We start from the raw sequence: 11,459 nt of genomic DNA, 5'->3' as shown, positions 1-11,459 counted from the left end.
GATAGATTGGGGGCGTGGCTGCTCCCCGACTCGACCGCGCGCTGGTCGCCCGCACCGCCCTCGGCCTGCTCAACGACGTGGGTCTCGAAGGGCTGACCCTGCGGGCCATCGCGGCGGAGCTCGGCGTCAAGGCGCCCGCGCTGTACTGGCACTTCAAGGACAAGCAGGCGCTGCTCGACGAGATGGCGACCGAGATGATGCGCCGCATGTTCGACACGCCGGACGGGGAGTTCCCCCCGGCCGGGGGCGACTGGCGGGAGCGCGTCACGCTGATGATGCGCGGCCTGCGCGCGCACCTGCTGCGCTACCGCGACGGCGCGAAGGTCTACAGCGGCAGCCGCTTCACCGACACCGCGTACGCGGGCGGCATGGACGCGGCACTCTCGATGCTCGTCGCCGCGGGCTTCACGCCGCCGCGCGCCGCCCGCGCCTGGGCGACGGCGTACCACTACACGATCGGCTACGTGATCGAGGAGCAGTCGGTGGCGGCCGCGCCCGACCGCGAGGCGATCGACCTGGCGGCCCGCGCCGAGCGCCTCACCGACTACCCGCTGGCCGCGCAGGCGGGCTACGAACTCTTCGCCGCCCAGGACGAGGGCTTCGAGACCGGCCTCGCCGCGGTGGTGGCGGGTATCGCGGCGACCCTGCTGCCACGGGACGGGTAGCGGCAGGGCGCGTGCCCGCGCCGGGTGCCCTGCCGCCCCGGCCCGTTCCGGACGAAGGCTCCGCTGCGGGGCCGCGTACCGGCGGACGGCGCCGGGCGCCGACCTCGACGCCGCCCGCGCCCCCGCGCGACACGCGTGGGCATCCGGCCCGTCGAGCGTCCCCGTGCGGCGGTTCCGGGAGCCCGTCGAAAGCTTCCCCTGCCCCGTACCGGAGTTCGGCGACTGGCAGGTGTCGCGCCGTTCCTCGCCCAGCAGGGCCACGAGCCCGCCGCGACCGTCGTCCTGAGCGACGTGCCGGTGGACGAGGGATCGGGACCGCTGCGCGCCACCGGGATCGAGCAACTGCTCAGTCCTGGCCCGTGCGACACTCCGGATGGACCGGCCGTGGTCGAGCCCGTTGACGCCGACCCGCTGCGGATCACGTCGGGGCGGCTGGCGGTCTCGGACCCTGGCCTGACCGGAGAGACCCCGCTGACCGTCGCCGTGCCACCGGGCGAGTTCCCGGTCACGCTGTCGCTTGTGCGCACGACGGGCGAGGCCGATGTCGCCGCGGCCAGGGTGACGTTCCTGGACGCCCCGCCCCGCGAGTGGGACATGGCCGTCCAGCCCGACGAGGACCTGGGGCCGCTCGGTGAGGGCCAGTTCTACGGGGTTGGCGTGGATACCGGCACTGTGGCCTTCATGGACGCGACTCGGACGGTGGCCGAAGACCAGCTGGACGAGGACCTGTTCATACCCCTCAACAGCCGTTTCGCCGTCGAATGGCCCGGCAGGGAGCCCGAGCCGAACCTCATCGCCTTCCGCGCCGGCAAGGGCGACGGGGCCCACCCCGTCTGGATCGGCCGCACCGATGACGGACAGGTCGGCTGCGTCGTCGTCGACTTCCGTCTCCATTCCACCGAGGGGGAAGAGTGAGGAGCGGCCGACCATCGGCGCGGGGCCGTACGGCCCGGGACTCGGACCGCGGCGAGCCTCCGGCGAGCGCACGGCGACGGAGGAGCAGGGCAACTCGATCGCCCGGCCGACGACGGACCGCCCGCTGACGCCCAAGAGGGCGCTTGCGGAGGCGAACGCCGGCCGCGGGCACGCGGACGGCCGAGGGCCGGTCGGTCGGGACCGGGCGGGATCCGGCGAGGCTGCGGCGGATGAGGCCGCACGTGGTGGTGCGGTATCCGGAGTCGGACTTCGTCCGGCGCGATGCGGACCGCTCAGGAGACCGGAACGATCGCACGCTTCACCGCGCCCTGCGACAAACTCCCGGCAGGGGCGGCGGGTCGATCCGAGGTCACACCAGGGGAATGGAGCGGAGCCGGGACCCGCAGGCAGCAGACGCGTCGGGCCCGGTCGACGGGGTACCGGCCCTGCGGGTTCCTGGCGAACCGGCCGCTGCCGGTCACGAACGGAGCCTCGGACCGGCGGCGGCGGTCGCCACGCCCCTGGGAAGTGAGACACCGGGGAAGGTGGACGCGGCTTTCGCGTGTCCACCCAGTGGTCTCGCCGCGGGGCCGGGCCGTCAGATCCTGGCGAGGCCCGCCCAGACGGGGACGTCGCCGTCACCGGGGCCCGCGCCGGGCGCGCCCACCTCGACGGGCGGGGTGTCGGGGCGCCAGCGCTGCGGCACGACGATGCCGGGCTCGACGAGCGTCATCCCCTCGAAGAACCGGGCGACCTCTGCCCGGTTGCGGGGGTTCATCTGGCCCCCGCTGCTCTTGAAGTCCCTGGCGACCGCGCCGACCTGCTCGGTCGGGAAGATGTCGTTGGCCACGTGGGCGATCATCAGATAGCTCCCGGGCGCGAGCGCGCCCACGAGCGTGCGGACGATCGCGTAGGCATCCGCGTCGTCGGGCAGCCAGTGCAGCAGCAGGCTGAGGATCAGCGCGGTGGGCCGCGAGAGGTCGAGTGTCTCCCGCAGCAGCGGGTGGCCGAGGATGCCCTCCGGGTCCGTCGCGTCGGCCTGTATGTACGCGGTGCGCCCCTCGGGCGTCCCGGTGTGCAGCGCGCGTGAGTGGGCGAGCACGATCGCGTCGTTGTCCGTGTAGACGACGCGGCTCTCGGGGGCGATGCCCTGGGCGATCTCGTGGAGGTTGGGCGAGGTCGGGATGCCCGTACCGATGTCGAGGAACTGCCGCACCCCCGCCTCGGCCGCCAGATGGCGGACGCTGCGGTGCATGAACGCGCGCCCCTCCCGGGCGGTGACCGCCGCCGTCGGGACGTTCGCGAGCGTCCGCTCCCCCGCCTCCCGGTCTGCCGGGTAATGGGTCTTGCCCCCCAGCAGGAAGTCGTAGACCCGCGCCGCGTGCGGGCGGTCGGTGTGCAGGTCCACGGCCTCCCGGCCGCCGTCTGATCCGCTCATCCAGCCCGTACTCGTCATCGCGCCCTCCCAAGTCGCCGTCAGGAACCGCACGATAGACCCCCGCCGACGTCTGCCGCCCGGCGGTGCAGGAGCCGCCCCGCCCTCGGCGGATCACACCGCGGCGGGCATTCGGCTCCCTCTACACCTACAGAAAGCGTCAACTCCCGCATGGTCCTGCCCACTTACGCGATTTCAGGTGCAAGGCGCGGTTCGTCACCGCCGATGTAACGCCAGGTCAGAACCCGATTTGACGCCGTTTTTTGAGAATGCAACTACTTGCCATGTCCGTTTGACCATCTCCTGGTGTTTTTCGGGGTGGTCTTGAGTGTTTGGCGCCCGTTCTCGACATCGTGCAAGGTGCGGGGCCAACGGCTCCCCGGCGCAGGCATGGTGCGTGCGCCGCCCTCGACGAGACCGAACGCGGGCACCCTGACCGGCTCGCCCGGCAGCGCCGCCGCCGGGCGGGCGGACCGGCCGGAGCTCCCGCGCGTCCTCGATCTGGTCGCCGACGCACCCGCGCTGATCATGGATCACCGCCTGGCCGCGCTCGCCGGGAACCGTCTCGCCGGGCTCCTCTACGGACGGCCGATGCCAGGCCTGAACACCGCCCGGCACATCTTCCGCGAGGAGGCCGAGCGGGTCTTTTTACGCGGACTGGGAGACATGCGCCCTCAACGTGGTCGGGCACCGGCGCCTGGGCGCCGGCAAATGCCCCCGAGGACCCTCGCCCGGCTTCGCTCACCGGCGAGTTGGCGATGGGCGGCGAGCGCTTCCGCCACCTCTGGGCCCGCGCGGACGCGCGCGCCCGCACGCATGGACGCAAGGCGTATCGGCATCCGCTGGTCGGGGTGCTGGAAGTGCACCGGGAGAACGTCGCACCACCGGACGAATCCAGCACGGAGCCGCTGCCGCAGTCCGCGGCCCCCGGCAGCCCCGCCGAGGACGGGCCGCGCCGGCTGGCGGGCCTGGGCGCGGACAGCGATGACGGGCATCCCACAGCGAACGCTCCGGTCCGCGAGCGACCCAACAACGCCCACCCAGCGCCGGGGACACCTCGGGGCTGACGGCTTTCCACAGGGATGGCGCCGGCCGCTGTCGCATCTGCTGGACGGTTCGATTTGCGTGTGCGGCGGCGCGCCTCCCGAAATGGTGTACGGCTGCCGTCCGTTCTGGTCGCCCAAGCCAGGTGCGGTACGGCAAGCTCATTCAGGGGTGAACGCGTGGTTGCGCAGCGTGCGCAGCGCGGTGTCCAGGGACTGTGCCAGCGGCTCGACGGAACGGGATGCCTGCATGAGCACGAGGCCCCCTTGCACGATGGACAGGACGGCTGTCGCGAGCAGCGGCGCGTCCGTGTCCGGCGCCAGGTCTCCCTTGTGGCGCATGGTGTCGATTCCACGCTCCAACGCGCCGCTCCAGGCGTTGAATCCGGCGGCGATCAGCTGGGCGGCGACCGGATCGCTTTCCGTCATCTGTGCCACCAGTGAGCCCAGGGGACATCCGCCGACACCGCCGCGGGCCGAGTGCACCGCGAGCAGATGGGTGCGCCACCGTTCCCACGACTCCCAGGAGTCCAGCGCGTCGAGCTCGGGCCCCTGGTCCTCCATGGCCTGTCGCGCCTGTCGTTCCACAACGGCTCTGAGCAGTTCGGCCCGCCCGCCGGGAAAGTAGTGGGCGATCTGGCCATGGCTCGTGGAGCTGGCTGCCCGCACGTCGTTGATGCCGCACGATCCGAGGCCACGCTCGTAGATCAGCTTCGCGGCTGCGTCGATGATACGGGCCCGTGTGGCCGCCCCTTTCGCTGTCCACCCTTCCGACGCCATGTCGGCACCACCTCCCTGGATGCAGCCTACGGGATTTCTGGTGTTGCCTACCCAGAAACTGGAGTGCTAGCTTTCTGGATAGCTTGACCCAAAAAGAGAGGTGCTCATGCCCAAGATCGATGTGCACACGCATTTCCTGCCGGAGCCCTACATCGAGACCCTGATCCGTCACGACATCAACTGGACCGGCGGTGTCGACCTCGACCCGTGGACCCCGAAGCCCACCTTCGCTTCATGGACGACTGGGCGATCGATGTCGGGGTGCTGTCCTGCCTGGCCGAGACCGGGGTCTACTTCGGAGACCAGCAAGAAGCCACCGAGCTGGCGAGGAACGTCAACGACATCGGCGCCGATATCATGCAAAGGCATCCGAATCGGTTCGGTGTGTTCGGGGCGGTGCCGCTGCCGGACGTGGACGCAACACTGGCGGAGATAGACCACATCTACGACGACCTCGGCCTGGACGGGGTGTATGTGGTGTCGCAGGTGGACGGGACCTACGTGGGGGATGCGAAGTGGGAACCTGTGTATGACGCCCTCGACAAGCGGGGCGCCACCGTCCTCCTCCACCCGGTGGAGCCGAAGCAGACTCCGGACCTGCCCTGGCAGCACTGGATCGGGAAGTACGTATTCGACACCACACGGGTCTTCATGACTCTGGTCTTCAACGGCGTGCTGGACCGTTACCCCCACATCAACTGGATCCTCTCGCACGGCGGCGGGGCCGTCCCCTACCTCGGCCACCGCATGGCCGCCGCCCCCCGGGTCGTCGAGCACTACCGCGAACTCGTCCGCCGTCCGATGTCTGCATACCTGAGTTCGGTCTACTACGACGTGGCGGTGGCCGACTCCCCGGTGCAGATCAACACGATGGCCGACGCCGTCGGCACGGACCGGATGCTTTTCGGCACCGACTGGATCTACGCCGACAAGCTGTTCGACCACGCGCGGACCGGCGAACACGATCTCACGCGTCTGCTCGGCACCGACGCGGCACGGCGCGTCGCGAGCGGCAACGCACTGCGCATCCTCCCGCGCCTCGCGGAACGTCTCCACGCCCACGAGCACTGATCTCACACCTGGTGGACAACGGCCCCGTCGCCTCCGCTCTCGCCGTGTCGACCTGATCCCCGAGGTGGGACTCACCGCCCGGCGGGAGCGGAGGGGGCCGGCGCATCCCCGGCGAGAGCAAGCGCGCTTGCCACCACCCGGCTGGACGGCCGACCTCCGCAATGCACCGTCGGCTTCTGCGGCCGCGGGCCGCTCCTGTGCACGTGAGGCGCCTCCCCCGTCGAACCACAGCCCCTCGCCTGCGCGACACGCTCCCGCTCCACCGCAGAAACTTTGCCGCCGCGCCTCGTCGCTGCAAACCCACGGCAGGAGACCGCTATGGACCCGAGGGACCCGAACCGCACGACCGCTCGCCGCAGGCGCCACTCCCAAGCTGCCAGCTCGCTTCTGACGGCGCTGTACGCGGCGGCAGCGATCGTGGGCGCGGTCCTCGGAGCAAGCACGGCCGCCCGGAGCGCCGCCCTGCTCTCGGCATCCGCTTGCACAGCACGCCTCGTCCTACGCGACCGCCACCCGCGAGGGTGACGGAGAAAGGCATCACCGGGAGGCATCACCTCGGGGCTGGACCTGGGGCTGGGGCTGTGGCTGTGGCTGTGGCTGGTCGCCCGCGAACTCGGCCCGGCCGCGGCGACCGGGGTGGAGACCGTGCTCGAATACGGAGCGAGGGGGACCCTCCGGCAGACGTGGTAGCCACGGCGGCGCCCCCTGCCCGGTCCCGGCGCCCTTTTCCCGTGGCGGCGGTCCGCACAGCAGCCGCCTGGCGACGAGCCCGAAACGACAGGATCACCGCAAAAACGGAGGATGGCCCTCCGCTCTTGTCGAGTCCAGTGCTCTGAGGTGTACCGGACACGTCACAGACCGGGCCGGGCGCAGCTCCCCCCACACCGTCCGAGTTCGGCCCCCTCCAAGCGAAAAGCTCGGCGACAGCGATGCTCACCGTCGCAGTGCCCGGGGCGGGGCCGCCCGTCGGTGGGCGGCCCCGCCCCGGGCACACGCCGCAGGCTTCAACCGTCCCGAGCCGGTCAGACCGGGCCCGACGCCCCGGCCCGCGGCGACCAGCCCGACCAGGCGGCACCGCACCTCGGCGGGTGCCAGCCCCTCCAGCCCGAAGTACTGCCGCTCCGGAGAGCCGACGCCGCAGCGGTCGTGCCGCTCGGAGACAGTCACACCGCGCCGACCAGCTTCAGCACCCGCCGCGCGTACGGGAACACCCCCGCGCCTGCGGGGAGGGCTCCGGCTTCCACTCCGCCGGTCCCGAGTCCGACGGAACACCCCCGCGCCTGCGGGGAGGACACCCTGGGGCAGGAGCGCGCCGTCTACCGCACCGGAACACCCCCGCGCCTGCGGGGAGGACCTCGGCTCGCAGGTGCGCATGCAGTTCGCGGGCGGAACACCCCCGCGCCTGCGGGGAGGACGCTTCCTGATCAGGCATTTAGAGGCGGCTTTGCCCGTACTTTGTCAGGCGGGTCAGCCGGTTCGTCTGCGTCCGGGCACAGGATCGAGGATAGTCCTGGCCGGTTCGGCAGGGCCGCGGGGTGTGTGGCGTGGCTCTGTCTGGCTGGGGTGTCCTGCGGTCCTGCCGGGATGCGGTCGGGAGAGACAGGGGAGGGTTGGGGGGAGCGGGGGTGAGCAGGCGCTGGCGGGCAAATTGTCTGCGACGGGTGCTGGAATCCGCCCCCCTCTTCTACGTTTCCTCGCCATTGCAACGCCTTCGGGGTCTTGCGTTGCGAAGAGATCCAGAACTCACCCTGTTCCTCCGGGGCGGGCGAGCCTCGTTCACCACACGCCGCAAGGCGGCTCCGGTTCCGAAGCGACCTTGTTCCAACGGTGGTTGGGGTCGTTCCACGGGTCTACCCGCTCCGTCGCTTCCCTCTCCGGTCTGCTCTTCACGCCGTTCTGCCCAGCGGCTGAGCAGAGTCGGGGACTGGAAACGGAGCGGAAGCCACCGCGTCGGTCCCCGGCCCTGCTCAGGTGAGGTCGAGGGTGACGCGCAGGGCTGCGGAGATCCGGTCCATGGCCTCGGTGTCGAGTGTGCCGAGGAGTTCCCCGGCCGCGAGGCGCTTGTCGGTGAGGGCCGTCAGGTCGACAGCGACAGCGGCACCGCGCACCGGGTCGGTCACGGGGATGGTGACCACGGTGTCCGGGGCTCCCCGGGTCTCATCGACCATCATGCACACGGCGGTGCCGGGCAGGGCGTCCAGTGCGGCGTCCGACTCGACGATGACGACCGCCCGGCTCTTGGTCGCCAGCTGAACCCGCCAGACCTGCCCCCGGGCGAGAGCGGTCACGCGACGTCCTCGCCGAAGAGATCGGCGAGTTCCTCCGTGTCGCGCGCGGCCTGCTCGCGCCAGGCCCGCACGGCGGGGGCCGCGTCACGGAGCTGCTGCGCCCGCAGGGCGTGCTCGACGTAGGCCGACAGGTTGCCCCCGGAAGCGGCGCGCGCATGCGCCAGGAGGTCGGCCGGCAGCGTGACCGTGGTACGCGCACGTGAAGTCATACACAGCAGCATACATTCGTGTGACAACCCGGCGTGGATGGTGGGTGCGAACGCGTGCAAGACGCCCTGAGCCGGGTCACGCGGTTCCTCCAGGCGCTACTGCCCGACAAGGCCAGGCTGCGCTCCGTCGGTCGCCGTTGGTCCTTGTTCGGTCCGCAGATACTGCTGCTGCGCCCCTCAGACCGGGGCGCGGTCGCGGCACCGACGGCAAGCGTGCCAGGAGCCGGAGCCGTAGCCGTAGCCGTGTATTGGTGTGCCGCAGCCTGCGCATGGCCCGATCTGCCACGGAGCGCAGCGGCACAGGGCGGCGGCATTCTGCCGTTCCAGGGGCGTGACGTTCAGGGACGGCCCGGCGTTACGGGGCACGCGGACCGCGGGCGTTCCGCTCGGCCGTCGGCAGCGTTTCGAACGCCTCGGCTGCCATCTGCCGGCCGGGCGCGTAGTTGGTCGTGTCCCCCCAGCGGGAAGTCGTAGACCCGCACGGGATGCGGCTGATGAGTCTTCAGGTCGATCCGCTCCCGCGCCCCGCCTGCCCGCATCCAGTCCGCCGTGCCCGACATGACCCTCTCCTCATGCCGAGCGTCAAGTAGCCCCCACAGGCTACTGGTTGCCGAGAGGCGACCGGCAGCCCGCCCGCACGCGGGGGTGCCGGCAGGGGCCGCGCGGTCAGTGGGGCAGGCGGTCCAGGAGGAGGAGGGCGCCGATGGCGATCATCGCGGCGCCCGAGGCGCGGGTGACCGTGCGGGCCACGGTGGGGCGCGTGCGCAGTACGGTGCGGGCCAGGGCGCCCACGGCCAGGTAGACCAGGGTGCAGGACACCAGGTGGACCACGCAGAACAGGGCGGTCTGGGCGGCGACGGGCCAGCCGTGCGCGGGATCGACGAACTGCGGGAACAGCGCGAAGTAGAACAGCAGCGCCTTGGGGTTGAGGCCGCTGACCCCGGCGCCCCTCAGCAGGGTGCGGCCCGGCGGGGCGGCCGGTGCCGGGGTGCCTGCGGCCGGGACCGTGGGGCGGCGCAGGACGCCCAGGCCGAGCCACATCAGGTAGGCGGCGCCCGTCGCGGTCAGCGCGGTGAGCACGCCGGGCGAACGGGCCACGATCAGCACGAGGCCGCCCACGGCGAGCAGCGTGTAGCCCGCGTACCCGGCGATCAGCCCGGCGACCGCGGGCACGATCGACCGGTCGCGCAGCCCGGCCGCGATGGCGTAGGCCCAGTCCGCGCCGGGGGTGAGGACGAGCAGCAGGTCCACCGCGAGGAAGGCCGCGAGCGTGGTGGTGTTCATGGGGCGTCGTTCCCTCGTGCGTAAGGGCGTGTCTCACTACGGGAGGGAACGTTAGGCGGAGAAGGCCCGAAAGTGTTTGTGTCTTTTCGCCGCGACCGCGGGAACTGGGGGAGAATCTTCTCCATGGACGCCCTGGACCGGAAGATTCTGACCGAGCTGCAGGTGGACGGCCGGCTGACGGTGACGGAGCTGGCCGGCCGGGTGGGGCTGAGCGTCTCGCCGTGCCACCGGCGTCTGCGCGACCTGGAGCGCGCGGGCGTGATCAGCGGCTACCGCGCCGTGGTGGACCCGGGTGCCGTGGGCCTCGACTTCGAGGCGCTGGTCTTCGTGACGATGCGCTCGGCGGACCGCGACACCGTCGCGGCCTTCGAGGAGGCGGTGGCGGCCGTGCCCCATGTCCTGCAGGCCCAGCGGCTGTTCGGCGAGCCCGACTACCTGCTGCGCGTCGCCACCGCCGACCTGCCTGCCTTCCAGCGCCTCTACGACGAGCGGCTCGCCAAGCTGCCGGGCGTACAGCGGCTGGTCTCGACGCTGGTCATGAAGAACGTCGTGCACGACCGGCCGCTGCCGGAGTAACCGCGGCCTCTCTGCAGCCCCCGAAAGGTGCGCCGCGGCCTCTCTGCAGCCCCGACAGGTCAGCCGCCGGCCGGGGCGCGCGCCAGGCGGGTCAGCCGCCGGCCGGGGCACGGGGGGGCGCGGTGGCCCGCGGCCGTACGTCTCGCGCAGGCCGGCGCGGCGCCGTCGCCGCTCACCCGGTGTGCGCGCCGCGCGGCGGACCCGCGGGTCCGCCGCCGCCGCGGGCGAGCAGGGTGCGCAGCCAGGGGGTCAGGGGGCGTTCCACGAGCCGGTGGAGCAGCCAGGCGAGCAGCAGCATGGCGAGCACGGTCAGCGGGAGCGTGGCCGCGGCGGGCAGGTCGAGGGTGCGGTGCAGGCCCCCTATCACCACCCAGCCGAGGTGCTCGTGGACCAGGTAGAAGGGGTAGGTGAGGGCGCCTGCCGTGGTGAGCCACCCCCAGTGCGCCCAGCGCAGCCGGTCGAGGGCGACGGCCGCGACCGCGGCGAAGCCGAGCGCGACGATCGCGATGACGACAGTGGTGTGCCGGTAGCCGAAGTGGCTGGTCGGGTGCCAGAGGCCGGCGACCGCGTAGTGCTGACCGAGCAGGAATCCGGCGCCCGCGAGGCCCCAGCCGAGGGGGTCGCGGTGGTCCCTGTGCACCAGGTACAGGCCCATGCCGCCCACGAAGAACGGCGCGTACTCCGGCATCAGGACCTGTTCGAGCAGCGCGGAGTTCGCGGCGTCCGCGAGAACCGCGCCCAGGGTCCACAGCGCGCCGAACAGCACGACGCGGCGCCTGGTCACACCGGGCAGCACCACGCACAGCGCGAACAGGGCGTAGAACCGTATCTCCGCCCACAGCGTCCAGTCGACGCCGATGACCCGCGCTCCGCCCGCGGGCATCTGGAGCAGGGTCATGTTGAGCAGCGCGTCGCTCGCGGAGACCGTCTCGTACACGACGCCCGGCAGCGCGAAGACGACGGTGATCAGGACGACCGCGCACCAGTACGCGGGCATCAGCCGGGCGGCCCTGGAGGCGAAGAACGCCGCGAGCGAGCGGCCCCAGCCGCTCATGCAGATCACGAACCCGCTGATGACGAAGAAGATCTGCACCCCGAGCGGCCCGTACGCGAACCACTGGTGCAGCGAGGGGAACTGGGTGGCGGGCGAGCTGCCCCATGCGGTGCTCACGTCGCCCTCGCGGCCCCCATAG

The 11,459-nt window shown here is 71.8% G+C and carries 10 protein-coding genes and 1 pseudogene; 5 read left to right on the top strand and 6 right to left on the bottom strand.

Going from position 1 to position 11,459, the window contains the following annotated elements:
- Window positions 1–14 precede the first annotated feature (14 nt).
- Both ABEA77_RS15110 and ABEA77_RS15105 read left to right on the top strand, forming a co-directional pair.
- Window positions 15–665 (top strand): TetR/AcrR family transcriptional regulator C-terminal domain-containing protein, encoded by a 651-nt coding sequence (locus tag ABEA77_RS15110; RefSeq protein ID WP_345646737.1) that lies wholly within the window; start codon window positions 15–17, stop codon window positions 663–665.
- 384 nt (window positions 666–1,049) lie between these two features.
- Complete coding sequence (locus tag ABEA77_RS15105; RefSeq protein WP_345646735.1) at window positions 1,050–1,580, top strand: DUF4241 domain-containing protein; 531 nt, start codon at window positions 1,050–1,052, stop codon at window positions 1,578–1,580.
- A gap of 598 nt (window positions 1,581–2,178) precedes the next feature.
- On the opposite strand, the gene ABEA77_RS15100 is transcribed toward ABEA77_RS15105, so the two are convergent.
- Entirely contained in the window at window positions 2,179–3,018 is an 840-nt protein-coding gene (locus ABEA77_RS15100) for an SAM-dependent methyltransferase (protein WP_345646732.1), read from the bottom strand.
- A 404-nt stretch (window positions 3,019–3,422) separates the two neighbouring features.
- Here ABEA77_RS15100 and ABEA77_RS15095 point away from each other — a divergent pair.
- Window positions 3,423–4,082, top strand: a pseudogene (locus tag ABEA77_RS15095) (MmyB family transcriptional regulator); the annotation flags it as partial.
- A gap of 138 nt (window positions 4,083–4,220) precedes the next feature.
- Here ABEA77_RS15095 and ABEA77_RS15090 read toward each other — a convergent pair.
- A complete protein-coding gene (locus ABEA77_RS15090; RefSeq protein WP_345646729.1) occupies window positions 4,221–4,838 on the bottom strand; it encodes a TetR/AcrR family transcriptional regulator in 618 nt (205 codons plus the stop codon).
- 180 nt (window positions 4,839–5,018) lie between these two features.
- On the opposite strand from ABEA77_RS15090, the gene ABEA77_RS15085 reads away from it, so the two are divergent.
- Window positions 5,019–5,909, top strand: a complete 891-nt coding sequence (locus ABEA77_RS15085) for an amidohydrolase family protein (RefSeq protein WP_345646981.1) — start codon at window positions 5,019–5,021, stop codon at window positions 5,907–5,909.
- Between the two features lie 1,967 nt (window positions 5,910–7,876).
- Here the strand turns inward: ABEA77_RS15085 and ABEA77_RS15080 are convergent.
- The 3 genes from ABEA77_RS15080 to ABEA77_RS15070 all read right to left on the bottom strand — a co-directional run bounded on the left by ABEA77_RS15080 (window position 7,877) and on the right by ABEA77_RS15070 (window position 9,690).
- Complete coding sequence (locus ABEA77_RS15080) at window positions 7,877–8,197, bottom strand: type II toxin-antitoxin system PemK/MazF family toxin (RefSeq protein WP_345646727.1); 321 nt, start codon at window positions 8,195–8,197, stop codon at window positions 7,877–7,879.
- Window positions 8,194–8,406, bottom strand: a complete 213-nt coding sequence (locus ABEA77_RS15075; RefSeq protein WP_345646724.1) for a type II toxin-antitoxin system CcdA family antitoxin — start codon at window positions 8,404–8,406, stop codon at window positions 8,194–8,196. Before ABEA77_RS15075 ends, ABEA77_RS15080 begins: the two co-directional genes overlap by 4 nt.
- Before the next feature lie 666 nt (window positions 8,407–9,072).
- On the bottom strand, window positions 9,073–9,690 hold the full coding sequence (locus tag ABEA77_RS15070; RefSeq protein WP_345646721.1) for a LysE family translocator: 618 nt from the start codon (window positions 9,688–9,690) through the stop codon (window positions 9,073–9,075).
- Between the two features lie 123 nt (window positions 9,691–9,813).
- On the opposite strand from ABEA77_RS15070, the gene ABEA77_RS15065 reads away from it, so the two are divergent.
- On the top strand, window positions 9,814–10,266 hold the full coding sequence (locus ABEA77_RS15065; RefSeq protein ID WP_345646718.1) for an Lrp/AsnC family transcriptional regulator: 453 nt from the start codon (window positions 9,814–9,816) through the stop codon (window positions 10,264–10,266).
- A 172-nt stretch (window positions 10,267–10,438) separates the two neighbouring features.
- Here ABEA77_RS15065 and ABEA77_RS15060 read toward each other — a convergent pair.
- The coding region (locus ABEA77_RS15060; protein ID WP_345646713.1) for an acyltransferase family protein at window positions 10,439–11,459 on the bottom strand (1,021 nt) is incomplete at its 5' end.

It is taken from the genome of Streptomyces tremellae (assembly GCF_039540215.1).
Classification (GTDB): Bacteria; Actinomycetota; Actinomycetes; order Streptomycetales; family Streptomycetaceae; genus Streptomyces; species Streptomyces tremellae.
The sequence above is the reverse complement of the archived record's forward strand: the minus strand, read 5'-3'. Positions and strand labels throughout refer to the sequence as shown.

Excerpts from the sequence above, each read along its gene's own strand:
- ABEA77_RS15100 (WP_345646732.1), bottom strand. The coding sequence starts at position 3,018 with ATGAGCGGATCAGACGGCGGCCGGGAGGCCGTGGACCTGCACACCGAC.
- ABEA77_RS15090 (WP_345646729.1), bottom strand. The coding sequence starts at position 4,838 with ATGGCGTCGGAAGGGTGGACAGCGAAAGGGGCGGCCACACGGGCCCGT.
- ABEA77_RS15075 (WP_345646724.1), bottom strand. The coding sequence starts at position 8,406 with ATGACTTCACGTGCGCGTACCACGGTCACGCTGCCGGCCGACCTCCTG.
- ABEA77_RS15070 (WP_345646721.1), bottom strand. The coding sequence starts at position 9,690 with ATGAACACCACCACGCTCGCGGCCTTCCTCGCGGTGGACCTGCTGCTC.
- ABEA77_RS15065 (WP_345646718.1), top strand. The coding sequence starts at position 9,814 with ATGGACGCCCTGGACCGGAAGATTCTGACCGAGCTGCAGGTGGACGGC.